Annotated in this window: 9 protein-coding genes; 4 read left to right on the top strand and 5 right to left on the bottom strand. The window is 60.8% G+C overall.

Going from position 1 to position 16,911, the window contains the following annotated elements:
- Positions 1–47: 47 nt before the first annotated feature.
- Positions 48–1,085, bottom strand: a complete 1,038-nt coding sequence (locus tag VJ698_RS19050) for a histone deacetylase family protein (RefSeq protein WP_324104382.1) — start codon at positions 1,083–1,085, stop codon at positions 48–50.
- Positions 1,086–1,115: 30 nt separating this feature from the next.
- On the opposite strand from VJ698_RS19050, the gene VJ698_RS24635 reads away from it, so the two are divergent.
- The 4 genes from VJ698_RS24635 to VJ698_RS19070 all read left to right on the top strand — a co-directional run bounded on the left by VJ698_RS24635 (position 1,116) and on the right by VJ698_RS19070 (position 10,511).
- Entirely contained in the window at positions 1,116–1,406 is a 291-nt protein-coding gene (locus VJ698_RS24635; protein ID WP_414691191.1) for a LysR substrate-binding domain-containing protein, read from the top strand.
- 355 nt (positions 1,407–1,761) lie between these two features.
- Entirely contained in the window at positions 1,762–2,361 is a 600-nt protein-coding gene (cysC, locus tag VJ698_RS19060; protein ID WP_324104383.1) for an adenylyl-sulfate kinase, read from the top strand.
- 113 nt (positions 2,362–2,474) lie between these two features.
- Positions 2,475–3,314, top strand: coding sequence for a sulfotransferase (locus VJ698_RS19065; protein ID WP_324104384.1), 840 nt, complete (start codon positions 2,475–2,477; stop codon positions 3,312–3,314).
- Between the two features lie 60 nt (positions 3,315–3,374).
- A complete protein-coding gene (locus VJ698_RS19070) occupies positions 3,375–10,511 on the top strand; it encodes an Ig-like domain-containing protein (protein WP_324104385.1) in 7,137 nt (2,378 codons plus the stop codon).
- Between the two features lie 322 nt (positions 10,512–10,833).
- On the opposite strand, the gene gyrB is transcribed toward VJ698_RS19070, so the two are convergent.
- The 4 genes from gyrB to VJ698_RS19090 all read right to left on the bottom strand — a co-directional run bounded on the left by gyrB (position 10,834) and on the right by VJ698_RS19090 (position 16,899).
- Positions 10,834–13,332 carry a DNA topoisomerase (ATP-hydrolyzing) subunit B gene (gene gyrB, locus VJ698_RS19075; protein WP_324104386.1) on the bottom strand — a complete coding sequence of 833 codons (2,499 nt, stop codon included), beginning with the start codon at positions 13,330–13,332 and terminating at the stop codon, positions 10,834–10,836.
- A 261-nt stretch (positions 13,333–13,593) separates the two neighbouring features.
- Positions 13,594–14,697, bottom strand: coding sequence for a DNA polymerase III subunit beta (gene dnaN, locus VJ698_RS19080; RefSeq protein WP_324104387.1), 1,104 nt, complete (start codon positions 14,695–14,697; stop codon positions 13,594–13,596).
- A gap of 312 nt (positions 14,698–15,009) precedes the next feature.
- Positions 15,010–16,407 (bottom strand): chromosomal replication initiator protein DnaA, encoded by a 1,398-nt coding sequence (gene dnaA, locus VJ698_RS19085; RefSeq protein ID WP_324104388.1) that lies wholly within the window; start codon positions 16,405–16,407, stop codon positions 15,010–15,012.
- A gap of 177 nt (positions 16,408–16,584) precedes the next feature.
- Positions 16,585–16,899: a hypothetical protein gene (locus tag VJ698_RS19090; protein WP_324104389.1), complete on the bottom strand. Its 315-nt coding sequence runs from the start codon at positions 16,897–16,899 to the stop codon at positions 16,585–16,587.
- Positions 16,900–16,911: the final 12 nt, after the last annotated feature.

Here is a 16,911-nt window from a genome sequence, read left to right on the forward strand (position 1 = left end):
CAACTTCTATAGCCTGATTATCGCTGAAGACAGGTATTCAGGCAGAGTCAACCAGCGGCATCCCGAAACCCGCGCAGCACCTGCGCCACATTCACTCCGATCTGTTCCACCGCATACCCGCCCTCCATCACGAACAGCGTCGGCAATCCGAGCCCCGCCAGTTGCGCGCCCATCCGCAAGTACTCCGGCTCATCCAGCTTGAACTTCGAAATCGGATCACCGGCATACGTATCCACGCCCAGCGACACCACCAGCGCATCCGGCGCATAAGCCCGGATGCGCTCGCATGCGGCATCCAGCGCCGCGAACCACTGCTCGTTGCTGCTGCCCGCTGCCAGCGGATAGTTCTGGTTGAACCCCAGCCCCTCCCCGACTCCCGTTTCATCCGCATAGCCGAGAAAGAATGGATACTCCGTCTTCGGATCGCCGTGGATGGACTGGAACAGCACATCGGCCCGACCATAGAAGATCGATTGCGTGCCATTGCCGTGGTGATAGTCGACATCCAGCAGCGCAACACGCGAAGCGCCGCCGTCAAGAAACGCCTGCGCCGCGACCGCCGCATTATTGATGAAGCAATATCCGCCGAGGAAATCCGTCCCTGCATGATGGCCAGGCGGACGACACAAGGCAAATGCCGCACGCGCGCCCTCCGCAACGCGCCGCTGCCCCGTCAGCGCCACCTCTGCCGCAAGCCGCGCCGCTTGCCACGTTCCCGCAGTAAGCGGCGTACCGCTGTCGAAGGAATACATGCCGAGCTGCGCGATGAAATTCTCCGGCTCGACGTCATGCCGAAATCCGCGAATCGGCCAGACCGCAGGAATCGCATCGCGTGTGTTGCCGAGGGCGGTCCAGTTGTCCCATGCGCGTTCGAGGAAGCGCAGATAACGTGACGCGTGCACGCGTTCGATGGGGGTAAGCGGGAAGCTATCTGGCGCGGAGATTGGCCCGATGTTGTGATCGCTGACGGCTTTGAAGACGTAATCGGCGCGCTCGGGTTTTTCGAAGCAGGGGACGAGTTCGCCACGGAAGAACTCGAGTTGGCCGCGATGGAGATGGTGATCGGGGGTGTAGATGATGTGCATATGGTGAAAGCCCAATTTCTGCTTATACGAATGGGACTGATATTACGTCTTTCGGTCGTTTACTGGCGAAACAGTCGCGATTTCACATTCTTGCGGCTCGCAAATGTGACTCAAGGGTTGTTCCGCTCCGATTCCGCTGAGCTACGAGGGTGTTTGCAGGTTGACCTGCCGCTTGGAATTGCCCGCAATCTGGTTCTGTCGCAGCTACCAGACTTTATGCGTCGGTATCCCCAAGTTGCAATTGAGCTGAGCAGTACCGACCGTCGGGTCGATGTGGTTCGGGAAGGGCTCGACTGCGTGCTCCGCGTGGGAATAACTTGAAGTTCCACAAGACAGAAAATTCCCAAAATTTGGCTTCGCACCTTAGCAAAACTGATCATTGCGTTAGAAAACGGAGTCGTCGCAGCAAAACGTTCAAAGGCAATTTCGCCTGCAATTGACCCGGCCGTAAGGTAAGGATGGAGCCACATCTATCCAAAGACCATAGCACACATATGGTATTTAGTTGTTATATACTTTTTGTTACAATTTTGCTTTAAATCAATTTCGGATTCGGTATTTAGCGTTGCTAGCCCTGGCAGCACTTAGGGCAAGCTTTGTTCGACTTCACGACGTACAAGGCGACCATTCCAAATTTCCGGATAGAGAACGGCGCTAAATGAATTGCCTATAACCGATGCAACCTACATTCCTCGAAGAGGGCGGGATTAGCGTGCACCAATCATCAACAACCTGTCTCGCTTCACACCCCGCATTCACGATCTGGTTAACAGGATTGTCGGGAGCCGGAAAGTCCAGCCTCGCGCAGGCGCTGGCAAGGGTGCTGTCCGAAAAGGCGTGCCGGGTAATGGTTCTCGATGGAGACAAGATGCGCTCCGGCCTGTGCAGCGATCTCGGCTTTGATCTGGCTGCACGACGGGAAAACATCCGGCGGGTAGCTGAAGTGGCGAAGCTTTTCAATAACGAAGGATGGATAGTCATTGCGGCGCTGATCTCGCCCTTGCGTGACGACCGCTTGATGGCCCGCGACATTCTCGGCGAGCAATCGTATGCCGAGGTCTATTGCAAATGCTCGCTGCAAACATGTGAAACGCGGGATGTGAAAGGCCTATACCGCCGCGCGCGAGCTGGCGAAATCGGTGAATTCACCGGCATTTCCTCGCCTTATGAGCCGCCGTTCGCTCCGCATCTGGTGATTGATACCGAGGAGCTCACTCTCACGGAAAGTACGGAGAAGCTGCACCGGTTCATTCGTGCGCGCTATTTGGGCAATTAAGACGAAGTCATCGGGATGCAGCATTTCCCGCACAAGCTCGCCTCGCGCAAGGGCCCACTCCACTCTTCATGTTGTGAAACCCGGTCTTTAAACGATTTTTCAGCAGCACGCTTATGCCACAAAAATTTCACTTCATTTCCGGGTTGCCGCGGTCGGGCTCAACCTTGCTGTCCGCGTTGCTGCTGCAGAACCCGCGCTTTCATGCAGGGATGACCAGCCCGGTCGGAAGCCTGTTCACCGCCATGCTGCAGCAATTTAGTGCAGGAAGCGAATTCGGGGCGGTACTGAGCAAGAGCCAGCGGCAACGGTTGTCACGCGGCCTGTTCGAAAGCTACTACGCCGATCAGCAGGACAAAGAAGTCATTTTCGACACCAATCGCCTGTGGTGCGCAAAGCTCCCCGCGCTGCTGGACCTGTTTCCCGACGCAAAAATCATTGCCTGCGTGCGCAATGTTGCGTGGATCATGGACAGCCTGGAGCGGCTGTACCGTGCGAATCCCTATGAGAACACCCGGCTCTTTAATGACGACACGGAGCGCAACACGGTGGCCAGCCGGGTCGACACGCTCGCCCAGCGCAACCGCCTGGTCGGTTTTGCCTGGTCGGCGCTAAAGGAAGCCTATTACGGCGAACAGGCAAAGTCGGTCCTGGTGGTCGATTACGACTTGCTGACGCAATCACCGGAGCAAGTGCTGCGACTGGTCTACGACTTCATCGGCGAGCCGTGGTTCGAGCACGATTTCAACAACGTCCAGTATGACGCACCGGAATTTGACCAGGCACTTGGCGTGTCGGGCCTGCACCGGGTGCGGCGCAAGGTCGGCGTCGAAGCGCGCCGCACCATCCTGCCGCCGGATTTATTCCGACAATACGCATCCTTGTCGTTCTGGGAGGACGGCGCGGGAAGCGAGGCAAATGTCATCCGCCTGCGGCAAGACGAAAAGACCAAGTAACAAAACAAATAAAACTACAACCGCTGATGGCTTGACGCCACCCTCGAAGGGAGCCTGAAAATGATTCGTAGCTTGAATGACGCAACATCTGATGTGCTGCCCGCCATTGGCAGCAGCGTGGCTGGGCAAACGGATCAAAAGGTTACTCCTGCCATCAGCCTTGCCACCGGCGCTCAGGCGGAATCGTCCGCCAAATTCCTCTTCATCGATAGCCGTGTGCCGGACCTCGACGCTCTCATGCGCGCTGCCGAGCCTGGCGTGCGGGTCGTTTTGCTCGACCCCGCCAAGGACGGCGTGCAACAGATCGCCGAAGCACTGGCAGGCCAGAACGATGTCGCGTCCATCAGCATTGTGTCGCACGGCGACGAGGGCGTGCTGCTGTTGGGCAGCGGTCCTCTGCATATCGGCAATATTGAGCAGCATGCAGCAGCCTTGCAGGCGATTGGCGCGGCACTGAGTGAACAAGGCGATATCCTTCTGTACGGTTGCGATGTCGGTGCCGGCGAACAGGGTGCGACTTTCGTGACCGCGTTGGCGGAGGCCACTGGTGCTGACGTCGCTGCATCGAACGACGCCACCGGCGGCGCAGGGCGGGGCGATTGGGAGCTGGAGATCAGTACCGGCACTGTGGAATCTATGCCTGTACTACGTCAGACGGATCTTGACGGCTACGCGTTCGCCCTGCACACGGCGAGCGTGTCGACTGTCGCCGAACTGAATTCTGCGATCGCGGCAGCGAGCACCGATGGCCAGGCCGATACGATCACGCTGCTGGGCAACATTACACTCTCCGCCGCCAACGACACGATAGCCATCAACGTCACTGACGGGCAGACGCTCTCCATCGTGGGCGGCGGTTTTACCCTCAGCGGCAACAACGTCGCGCGTGTCCTGAATATCACCGGTGGTAGCGTCGCAATCAGCAACATCACCATCAGCAACGGGTTCGTCACTGGCAATGGCGGCAATGTCGGAGAGGGGGTGCCAGGAGGTGCCGGCGGCGATGCGCTTGGCTCAGGCATCCGGAATGCAGGCACGCTGACCATCACCAACAGCACAATCACCGCCAACAAGGCGGCTGGCGGCGGCGGGGGCGGCAGTCAAGGCGGCGGCGGCGGCGGTGGTGGCGGCGGCGGCGGCTTCGGGACTACCCCCGGCGGTTTCGGTGGCACGATGACCTTGTATCATTCCCCAACCGCCCCGTCTTCAGGTTGGGGCGGCAACGGTGCCGGCCAAAGCAACATGGGCGGGCGCGGCGGATCTCTCATAGGCGGCAATGGCGGTTTCTATGGTGCGTACGCTGCCGGCGGCGCCGGCGGCACCGCCACCAACGGAACCATCAGTATTGGCGGTGGGGGGGGCGGCGCAGGTTACGACCGTGCGGGCGGGCGCGGCGGCGATGCCGCAGCCGGTATCTACAACACCGGCACGCTCACCATTACTGACAGCTCGGTGACCAACAACATCGCTGCCGGCGGTGGCGGTGGCGGTGGTGCGGGGGACTCTGCCTACAGCGCCGGCGGCAACGGCGGCAACGGTGGAGCGGGTGTCGGCGGTATCTGGAATGCCGGTGGCACGCTGATCCTCGACGCCGCGACGAATTCGTCGCTTTCGACCGGTAACTTCGGTGCCGGGGGAGGTGGCGGTCAAGCCGCCAAGACCGGCTTCTCCAGCGGAACGGCGGGAATTGCGGCATCGAAGATTCAGGGCACCTTTTCGATTGTACCGAGCGCGCCCGGCACGCCGGACATGACGGCAGCTACAGATACCGGCAGTTCCAGCATCGACAACATCACGAGCAACACGACACCGACCTTTACCGGCACGGCCGTAGACGGCGCGTCAGTGACGCTATATGACACGGATGGCACAACCTCGTTGGGCAGCACCACTGCCACAGGCGGCGTCTGGACCATCACCAGCGGCACATTGAGTTCCGGCGCTCACACGGTCACTGCCAAGGCGACCGTTTCGGGCGTGACCGGCGCCGCATCCTCGGGATTATCGATCACCATTGACTCCGCTGCGCCCGCAGCACCAGTGGCACCGGACATGGCGACAGGTACGGACAGCGGCATATCCAGCACCGACAACATCACCAGCGACACCACGCCGACCTTTACCGGCACGGCGGAAGCGAATGCGACGGTGACGCTGTATGACACCGATGGCACCACCGTGCTGGGCACGGCCACGGCAGGCGGCGGCAGTTGGTCAATCACCAGTAACCCCCTGAGCGAAGGGGCGCATACGATCACCGCCAAAGCTACCGACACCGCGGGAAATATCAGTGCGGCGTCCTCTGGGCTGAGTATCACCATTGACACCACCGCACCGACGACGACGATTGCTTCGATCGCCTTCTCGGCCGACACCGGCACGTCCGGCACCGACTTCACTACCAGAATCGCAGCCCAGACGATTTCCGGCACTACCAGTGCGAACTTGGCGGTCGGCGAAATCGTCGAAGTGTCGCTCGACAACGGCGCGACTTGGGCGACTGCCACGACGAGCGTGGGTGCAAATACCTGGACGATCAACCGTACCCTGACAGCGAGCAACACGCTGCAGGTACGAGTGAGCGACGCCGCCGGCAATAGCGGCACGGCAACCAGCCAGTCTTACGTGCTCGATAACATCGCATCGACGATTACGTTCAGTGGTCTGAGTCTGTCGGCCGACACGGGTACGTCGGGCACCGACTTCACGACCAAGACTGCCGCGCAGACGATTTCCGGGAACCTAAGCGGCGGCCTGGCAGCAGGCGACGTTGTCTACGGCTCGTTCGACAACGGCGCTACCTGGACCGATATTACTTCCAAGGTGAGCGGCACCACGCTGCTCTGGGACGGCGTCACCCTGAGCGGCAGCAACACACTCAAACTGAAGGTCACCGACAGCGCCGGCAATGATGGCGCCGTGACCAGCCAGGGCTACACGCTCGACCAGGCGGCGCCCAGCGTGACCTCGGTCGCCGTGCCGGCCAACGCCACCTACAAGGTCGGCGATACATTGGCGTTCACGGTCAATGTCTCCGAGAACGTGGCGGTCACGACCGGCGGCACTCTCGGTTTGACCGTCGGCGCCACCGCCCGCAGTGCTGCCTTCGATGCCGGCGCAAGCACCGCCTCGACCCTGGTCTACAAGTACACCGTGCAGGCCGGCGACCTCGATGCCGACGGCATTGCAGTCGGCGCGCTTTCCGGCGCGACCATTACCGATGTGGCGGGCAATGCGCTGAACCCCACGCTCAACAGCGTCGGGTCCACTGCGGCGGTCAATATCGACGGTGTTGCGCCTGCAGTGACGGGCAACATTGCTGTGCCGAACGACGGGCTGCGCGTGCTCGGGGATTCGCTCGATTTCACGCTCACCTTTGACGACAACGTCACCGTTACCGGCACTGACAGCACGCTGGGATTGACCATCGGTAGCACCGCGCGCCAGGCAGCGTATCTGTCGAAAACCGGCAACAGCGTTACCTATCGCTACACCGTGCAGGCCGGCGATGACGATGCCGACGGCATTGCAATGGGTACTATCAGCCTCAATACCAGCACCATCCAGGATGCGACTGGCAACAGCGCCGACCTGAGTCTTGGCGGCCATCTGCCCAGCACGGCCGGCATCCTGGTCGACACCTCCGCGCCGACCGTGACCTCGGTGAGCGTGCCGGCCAATGGCAGCTACAAGGCAGGCCAGGACCTCGATTTCACCGTCCACCTGTCGGAGAACGTCACGGTCACCGGCACCGATTCGACCCTGGCGCTGGATGTGGGCGGCGTTGTCCGCAAGGCATCCTACCTGTCGAGCACGGCCAACAGCATCACGTACCGCTACACGGTGCAGGCGGGCGATAATGACAGCAGCGGCATCACCGTGGGCGCGCTCGCACTGAACGGCAACACGGTACGCGATGTCGCCAGCAATAACCTGGTCACCACCCTCAATGGCGTCGGCTCCACCGTGGCGGTGCTGGTGGACACCACCGCCCCGGCAGCGCCGAGCGCATTAGCGCTGACGGCTGCATCCGACAGCGGCGTCTCCAGCGCCGACAGGCTGACCAAGGTCACCACGCCGGTCCTTGTCGGCAGCGCCGAAGCCGGCGCCACGGTCACGCTCTACGATAGCGACGGTACCACGCTCCTCGGCACCGGGACCGCCAACGGCGCCGGCAGCTGGAGCATCACCAGCTCCCCATTGGGAGAGGGGACGCATACGCTGACCGCCAAAGCGACCGACGCAGCCGGTAACGTGAGCGCCACTTCCGCCGGCCTGGTCGTCACCATCGACGCCACCGCGCCGGCAGTGCCGGCGATCACGGCAATCTCCACCGATTCCGGCACCGCCGACGGCATCACCAATGACACCACATTGACCCTGTCGGGTACCGCCGAAGCCAACAGCACAGTCATGCTCTACCGTTCCGGCATGGGGGCGATGGGGACCGTCACGGCCGATGGCAGTGGCAACTGGACCTACGATTACTCCGGCACCTCGCTGGCCGACGGCAACTACACATTCACCGCGACCGCCACGGATGCCGCCGGCAACACGAGCGGCGCCTCAGCCGGCTTCGCGGTAACCATTGATACCACCGCGCCCGCTGCGCCGGGTACCCCCGACCTGGCCGCCGCCTCGGACCTGGGCAGTTCCGCCACCGACAACATCACCAGCGTCACCACGCCGGTGATCACCGGCACCGCCGAAGCTGGCGCAAAGGTCAGGCTCTATGACACGGACGGCACAACGGAACTGGGCATGACTACTGCCGATGGTTCCGGCAACTGGAGCATTACCAGCACCGCATTGGGTGCGGGCGTGCATACGCTCACCACCAAGGCAACCGATACCGCGGGCAACATCAGCGCCGCGTCGGCTGGCCTGGCGCTCACAATCGACACGACTGCGCCGACAGCACCGGACACACTAGCGCTGGCGGCTGCGTCCGACAGTGGCATTTCCAGCACCGACGGCATCACCAGCGACACCACGCCGACCATCACCGGCACCGCCGAAGCCGGCGCCGCAGTCACCCTGTACGACACCGACGGCACGACGACGTTGGGTACGACCACTGCTGACGGTTCCGGCAACTGGAGCGTCACCAGCAGCGCATTGGTCGAAGGCAACCATACGCTCACCGCCAAGGCAAGCGATGCCGCAGGTAGTCTGTCGGTGGCGTCGACTGGCCTGGCGCTCACCATCGACACCACCGCACCGCTGGTGAGCACCGCCACGGTCAATGGCGCGACGGTGACGTTCACCTTTGCCGAGAAAGTGCATGCCAGCACGGCCGACGGCATGACGGTCACCGTCAATGGCACAGCCCACGCGATCAATACAGTCGCCGGTTCTGGCACGACCACGCTGACGCTTACGCTGGCCTCGGCGGTGGCATCCGGCCAGACGGTCACGTTCGACTACGACCCGACCGCGGCGTCCAGCAACCTGCTGGACGCGGCCGGCAACGAACTGGCGGCACTGGCGGCAAAGGCGGTGACGAACACGACCGCCGCGCCGGTTTCCGACCCGGTCGTGCTGCTGCCGACAACCACGACGGTCGACGGCGTGCAGTTGCAGATTGCGACGGTCAGCAACGCCGACGGTTCCCCCTCGCAAGTCATTACCGTGCCGGTCGTCACCAATACCCGCACCGATTCGGTGGGCAACAACACCGTGGCCGACATCCCGCTGGTCACCTCCGGTGGCGCGAGCGTGTTGACGGCGCAGGTGCCGGCCGGCTTCGGCCTGACGGCCAGCGGCAGCCCCGCGCCGAAGAGTGCGGGTACCTCGCTGGCCGACCTGATTCGTGAGATCAACGCGCATACCAACACCGGCTCGGCCGACCAGACCAGTCTGACCGGCGGTGGCACTGACTTCCTGCACAGCTTGTCGGCCAATACCCCGCTGCTGGTACAAACCATCGTGCCCACCGTGACACCGAATACCACACCGGTCGCGCCGCTGGTCATTAATGGCACCCCGGCCGCGCCCGGCACGGCAACGACGGCGCTGGTCATTGACGCCCGCAGCTTGCCCAATGGCACGCCCCTCCAGCTGCAGCATGTCGACTTCGCCGCCATTGTCGGCACCGCTCACGTGACCGGCGGCGACGGCTCGCAGCACGTCTGGGGCGACAGCGCCAGCCAATACATCATGCTGGGCGCCGATGACGACGTGCTGCATGGCGGCGCCGGCAACGACACCGTCGGCAGCGCAGGCGGCAACGACCAGATCTTCGGCGACGAGGGCGACGACCTGGTGTTCGGCGGCGAAGGCAACGACTTTATTGACGGCGGCAGCGGCAACGACGTGGTGCGCCTGGCCGGCGCCAGCCGCGCCGACTATCAGCTGCGCGTCGAGAACGGCCAACTGGTCGCCACACACCGCGACGGCGGGGTGGATGGGATCGATACGCTGGCCAATATCGAAACCCTGCGCTTTGCCGGCACCCAGGCCGACACCAGCGCCACTGGCACCTTGACCCGGCTGTACGACGCGCTGTTCAATCGTGCCCCGGACCAGGGCGGCCTCAATTACTGGCTTACCCAGCACGGCCAGGGCATGAGTCTGCACGACATTGCGGTGAACTTCCTCGGCAGCGCCGAAGCGCAAGACCTGCATAGCAGCCTGACCGATGCGCAGTATGTGGACCTGCTCTACAGCAGCGTGCATGGGCGCACGGCGGACGTGGCCGGGCGCAACTTCTGGCTCGATGCGCTGACGTCGGGCAAAACGGACCGGGCCGGAGTCGTGCTGTCGTTCATCGACTCGCCCGAGAAGCTGGCGGCTGAGGCGGGCAGGCCGGTGGACGAGAGCTTCAACACCACCGATGTGGCATCGCTGGTGCGGCTTTACGACACGCTGTTCGACCGCGCGCCGGACCAGGCCGGGCTGAACTACTGGATTGCTGCCAGCGAGGCGGGCATAGCGCTGCGCGACATTGCGGCCGAATTTGCGAGCTCGGGCGAAGTGCAGCAGCGCTATGGCGCGTTGGACAACACACAATTCATCGCGACCCTGTACCGTGTGGGGCTGGGCCGAACAGGCAGCGGCGAGGAAGTGGCGGCGTGGACGCACCTGCTGGACGCGGGGCAGCTCACGCGCGGAGATGCAGTGCTCGGGTTTGCCGATTCGGCAGAGAAGATCGCGCTGGTCGGGGTGCTCACGACCTCGATCGAGACCGTCGGGTAGGAACGACAAATGTCCATGAGCGACCCCTTAGGAATTTCTTCGGGGTTTTCTTCAGGGAGCCCAGGACTCCCCGCTGCCGCATAAAGCGTGCTACGTATAGTTTAGTGATGACTATTTGGATAGCGAGTATCCAATCAACATCAGTCAGAGTTCTTTGTTTCGCTCATTCAGTATCTCGAAGTGGGATCACCATAAAAAATCCCCGACCACGGCCGGGGATTGAACGCCAGATTTAAACGCTTAATAAGAGCAATGTCATGCGCAAAAAGGCCAAGGCTATGGGGATACCTGGCCAAGGTTATGGATCAACTCACAGCTTGCATCAAACATCAATATTCCCCGCCTGCAGCGCATTGGTTTCGATGAACGCACGACGCGGTTCCACGTCATCCCCCATCAGCGTGGTAAAGATCTGGTCCGCCGCAATCGCATCCTCGATCTGCACCTTCAACAGGCGGCGCACTGCCGGATCCATCGTGGTCTCCCACAGCTGCTCTGGATTCATCTCGCCCAGCCCCTTGTAGCGCTGCTTGGAGACGCCGCGTTCGGCTTCGTCGCGCAGCCAGTTCATCGCTTCGTGGAAGTCCTTGATGGCGATTTCCTTGGCCTTGTCGCCCTGGCCGCGACGGACCAGCGCGCCCGGGCCGATGAGGCCCTTGAAGGTGGCGGCGGCGGCGGACAGTATCTGGTAATCCGGGCCGTGCACGAAGTCGGCGTCGATGGTGCTGATCTTCAGGTTGCCGAAGTGGCTGCGTTCGATTCGCAGCATGTGCTTGTCGGAGAGTTCGTCGGATTTGACGACGACGGCGATGGCCGGGTCATTGATGGCCTTGGTCAGCGCTTGCGCGGACGCTTCAGCATCGGCAGCGGTGTCGAGCTTGAGCGTGACGCCGGTCATGATGGCCGACAGCGCCGCTTCATCGACGGCGCGCGCCAGGCGCATGATGATGGCGTTGGCCGTGTTGTACTGCCGAACCAGTTCTGACAGGGCTTCGCCGACGATGGGTTGCGCGCCTTCGTTCGGGATCAGTGCGGCATCGTGCAGTGCGATCTGCATCATGTATTGCGCTTCTTCGACGTCGTCCTTGAGATAGCGCTCATCCTTGCCGTGCTTGACCTTGTACAACGGCGGCTGCGCGATGTAGACGTGGCCGCGCTCGACCAGTGCCGGCATCTGGCGATACAGCAGCGTGAGAAGCAGGGTGCGGATGTGCGCGCCGTCAACGTCCGCGTCGGTCATGATGATGATGCGGTGGTAGCGCAGCTTGTCGGCGTTGAATTCGTCCGGGCCGATGGAGGTGCCGAGCGTGGCGATCAGGGTGGTGATCTGCTCGGAGGACAGCATCTTTTCGAAGCGAGCCTTTTCGACGTTGAGCACCTTGCCGCGCAGCGGGAGGATGGCCTGGAACTTCCGGTCGCGGCCTTGCTTGGCGGAGCCGCCTGCGGAGTCACCCTCGACGATGTACAGCTCGCACAGCGCCGGATCGCGTTCCTGGCAGTCGGCCAGCTTGGACGAGAGACCGAGTCCGTCCATCACGCCCTTGCGGCGCGTGAGCTCGCGCGCCTTGCGGGCGGCTTCGCGCGCGCGGGCGGCTTCGACGATCTTGCCGCAGATGATCTTGGCGTCGTTCGGCTTTTCCATCAGGAAGTCAGTCAGCGTCTTGGCGACGATTTCCTCGACCGGGCCGCGCACTTCGGAAGACACGAGCTTGTCCTTGGTCTGCGAGCTGAACTTCGGCTCGGGGACCTTGACGGACAACACACAGGTGAGGCCTTCACGCATGTCGTCGCCGGATACCTCAACCTTGGCCTTCTTCGCGAAGTCGTTTTCTTCGATGTACTTGTTGATGACGCGCGTCATCGCGGCGCGCAGGCCGGTGAGGTGGGTGCCGCCGTCACGCTGCGGGATGTTGTTGGTGAAGCAGAGCACTTGTTCGTTGTAGGCGTCGTTCCATTGCATGGAGACGTCGACGCCGATCGTCGTGCCGTGCTCGGACACCTTCTCGCCGGTGGCCTGGAAGATGGTCGGATGCAGCACGCTCTTGTTCTTGTTGATGTACTCGACGAAGCCGCGCGTGCCGCCTTCGAACGCGAAGTCTTCTTCCTTGCCGGTGCGTTGGTCAGTGAGCTTGATATGCACGCCATTGTTCAGGAAGGAGAGCTCGCGGATGCGCTTGGCGAGGATGTCGTAGTGGAATTCGACGTGCGTGAAGATTTCTTCATCGGCCCAGAAGTGAACTTCGGTGCCGCGCTTGTCGGTGTCGCCGGTGACCTTGATCGGCGAGACGCTGACGCCATCCTGCACTTCGAGTTCGCGGTTCTGGACAACGCCCCTGGCGAACTCCATCTGGTGCACCTTGCCGTCGCGGCGGATGGTGAGCTTGAGCAGCTTGGACAGCGCGTTCACGCAGGACACGCCCACGCCGTGCAGGCCGCCGGAGACCTTGTAGGAGTTCTGGTCGAACTTGCCGCCGGCATGCAGCTCGGTCATGACGATTTCCGCGGCGCTGCGCTTGGGATCGTGCTTGTCGTCCCACTTGATGCCGGTCGGGATGCCGCGGCCGTTGTCGGTCACGGAGATGGAGTTGTCGGCGTGGATGGTGACGTGAATTTCGGTGCAGTGGCCGGCCAGCGCTTCGTCGATCGAGTTGTCGAGAACTTCGAATACCAGATGGTGCAGGCCCGTTCCGTCGGAGGTGTCGCCGATGTACATGCCAGGGCGCTTGCGCACGGCTTCGAGACCTTCGAGGATCTGGATCGAGGATGCGCTGTACTGACTGACTTGCGGTTGCGGAGTGTTTTGCTGAGGGATCGCGGACATGGCTGCCTTCTGATGAATCGAGTTACGTCTAAAAGAACGGTTTAGCTTGCGGGTTCCCTCCCCCTTGCAGGGAAAGGTTCGGGTGGGAGTAGTGAGATCGAATCATTGCAAGTGATGGCGCAATCACTCTACCCCCATCCCAACCTTCCCCCCTGCAAGGGGGAAGGAGCTAATCAGCTAAAAATGTAAACTTCCAAAAATGCAGCAAAGGGGCGCGCCCGAACTCCAGCGGCCCCCTTGCGAATTGCGTTATCAATCAAATCAAATACGCATCGGCATCACGACATACTTGAAGTCTGCGTTATCCGGTACGGTGATCAACGCCGATGAGTTGGCGTCGCCAAGCGCGATGTTAATGTTATCGCCCTTGAGGTTGTTGAGTACATCCAGCAGGTAGGTGACGTTGAAACCGATGTCGATGCTGTCGCCGCCGTAATCGATTTCGAGTTCTTCCACTGCTTCTTCCTGGTCAGCGTTGGTCGAGCTGATCTTCAGGCTGCCCGGGCTGATGATGCAGCGCACGCCCTTGAACTTGTCGCTGGTCATGATGGCCGCGCGCTGCAGGGAGTGCAGCAACGTCTGACGGTCGATCGTGAAGTTGTTCTTGTAGCCCTTCGGGATCACGCGCGTGAAGTCGGGGAACTTGCCTTCGACCAGCTTGGAAATCAGTTCGATGTCCGCGAAGCTCAGCTTCACCTGGTTGGTCGCGATCTCGATCTCGACCGGGCTGTCCTGGTCTTCGAGCAGGCGCTGCAGTTCCAGGATGGTCTTGCGCGGAATGATCACTTCATGGCGCTGGAAATCCTGGTCGGTCTCGACCTGGCAAAACGCGAGACGATGGCCATCGGTCGCAACGGCGATCACGTTCTTGCCATCCACGACGAGCAGCATGCCGTTCAGGTAATAGCGGATGTCCTGCTGCGCCATTGCGAAGTGCACCATGTTGAACAGGTGCTTCAAGGTCTTCTGCGGCAGCGTGACCTTTGCATTGAAGTGCTCGGCTTGCGCCACGGTCGGAAATTCTTCCGCGGCGAGCGTCTGCAAACCGAAACGCGACTTGCCGGATTGGATTGTCATGCGTTTGTTCGCCAGCGAGAGCGACACGTCGCCTTCGGGCAGCGCGCGCAGGATGTCGAGCAGCTTGCGCGCCGCAACCGTGGTGGCGGCCACTTCACCGCCGCTGCCAACATCGGCGTGCGTGGTGATCTGCACTTCGATGTCGGTCGACAGGAAAGACACTTTTTCGCCGTCCTTGCGTATGAGGATATTGGCCAGAATCGGCAGCGTGTGCCGACGCTCGACAATACCGCTCACGATCTGCAGCGGTCGGAGAAGCGTGTCTCGTTGGGTTTTGACCAATTGCATGCTTTTGTCCTTGTAGTAATTGGGTTGAGACAGTGCTTGATTTCGTGTGAAACGGGAGGTCTGCAAAAACTGACACTGACCAGAAAAACAAACGCGGAACAACCTCTATTTTGACAGAAAAGGGGGGCTTCCAAGAAATCAAAGTGTGTGGTTTTTGCCTTCTTGACAAGCGCTTTCTCCGACCGCGCCAATCTCTCTCCCGCACTGGAGAAAGATAAATTTCCATAGAGAAACACTCACCGGATGCGATGCGCCTGTCTGTCGTGCGGGCGCTTCCGGGAACTTGTCCACAGGCCGTGAAGCAGCTGTGGATTACCCCTTGAGCGTCTGTTCCAGCACATGCAGCTCGTGGTTCACTTCCGGGTTCTTGGAGCGGTCGGCGGCGATCTTTCGCACCGCATGCAGCACGGTGGTGTGGTCGCGGCCGCCGAACAGTTCACCGATCTCCGGCAGGCTCTTCTGCGTCAGCTCCTTGGCGAGATACATGGCGATCTGGCGCGGACGGGCAATGTTGGCCGGGCGCTTTTTCGAGTACATGTCGGCGACCTTGATGTTGAAAAAGTCGGCGACCGTCTTCTGAATGTTCTCGACCGATATCTGTCTATTTTGGACCGAAAGCAGATCTTTCAATGCTTCCTTGACAACATCGATCGTAATATCCTTGCCGTGGAAGCGTGAGTACGCGAGGATCTTTCGCAGCGCGCCTTCAAGTTCACGAACGTTCGATCGTAAATGCTTGGCAACGAAGAAAGCCACATCGTCGTTGAGCATTGCGCCTTCCTGTGCCGCTTTTTTCAGCAGGATCGCCACCCGCATTTCCAGCTCCGGCGGCTCGACGGCGACCGTCAGGCCGGAGTCGAAACGGGAAATCAGGCGGTCATCCATGCCGGTGATTTCCTTCGGATAGGTATCGCTGGTGATGATGATCTGTTTCTTGGCTGCAATCAGCGCTTCGAATGCATAGAAGAATTCTTCCTGCGTGCGGCTCTTGCCAGCGAAGAATTGAATATCGTCGATCAGCAGCATGTCCAGCGAGTGGTAGTACCGCTTGAAATCGTCGAAACCTTTGCGTTGGTAAGCGGTCACTACATCGCGAACATACTGTTCTGCGTGGATGTAGCGAATGCGCACATTCGGGTTATCTGCCAGCAACTGATTGCCGATGGCATGGATCAGGTGCGTCTTGCCCAGCCCCACGCCGCCATAAAGGAACAGCGGATTGTAGGAAACCCCGGGATTGTTGGCGACCTGGATGGCCGCCGCGCGCGCCAGCTGGTTGGCCTTGCCGGTCACGAAGCTTTCGAAGGTGAGCGCTTCGTTGATCTTGCTCTGGTCGCGCTTCTTTGTTTCTTCGATAACAATGTCGGCGCGTTCAATTGGATCCGGCATGTCCGGCATGTCGGACCCGCCAGCCAGGGCCACGACGGCCGCTGCCGCCGGAACCGGCGCCGGCTTTCTTGCGACGTTCAGGCGCGGGTCGAGCACGAACTGCACCTCCACTGGCGCTTCGTAATACTGTGCAGCCAGGGTTGTGATGCGGTTGGCAAACTGGGTTTTCACCCAGTCCAGCTTGAAGCGGTTGGGCGCGGCGATCCGCAATCGGCCATCCTCGAAGTCGAGCGGCGCCAACGGCTTAATCCATGCACTGAATTGTTGCGGCGTAAGCTCCTGCTCCAGCAAGGAGGAGCACGTCTGCCAAAAATCTTCCATGATTTTTTTCTAATGTCGGGGGGATGGCGCGGAACATGACCGACTGCCTTGCGTTCACCCTTCCGGCGGCCTGCAGTTGCGACTTGATGCAGCGCCGGTGCGGCGTTTGGTAACGTCTGGCGTTCCACACGGGACGGCTATTCTATACCCCGCAAGGTGGGTTATCCACAGGCTGCGTCATTTTTCCGACATAAAAAATTCCTTGCAAATGTGGATAATTTGGGCTTCATGATGAGGCGAGACATGTTTATTACGAATGGGCATGAAAGCGCCCGGCCTGCCTGCTGGCGGGATTCGGCGCATGACAATTTCCATCATTTCCTGCAAGCAAAATTTGTCGCCGCTTGCTTTCACGGCAACTTCCCGACGCTCTAAGTGATTGACAGAAAACCGGAAAGTGGGGTTTAATTGCGGGTTCACTGCCTGTTGCGTTTTGTGTGTTTTGTAGACATAGCACAAGACAAGAATGGGCTGCGTGATGATCCCACCCATTTTTGCTGACTA

The sequence above is a fragment of the Noviherbaspirillum sp. genome, assembly GCF_035254685.1.
In the GTDB taxonomy this organism is placed as follows: domain Bacteria; phylum Pseudomonadota; class Gammaproteobacteria; order Burkholderiales; family Burkholderiaceae_D; genus Noviherbaspirillum.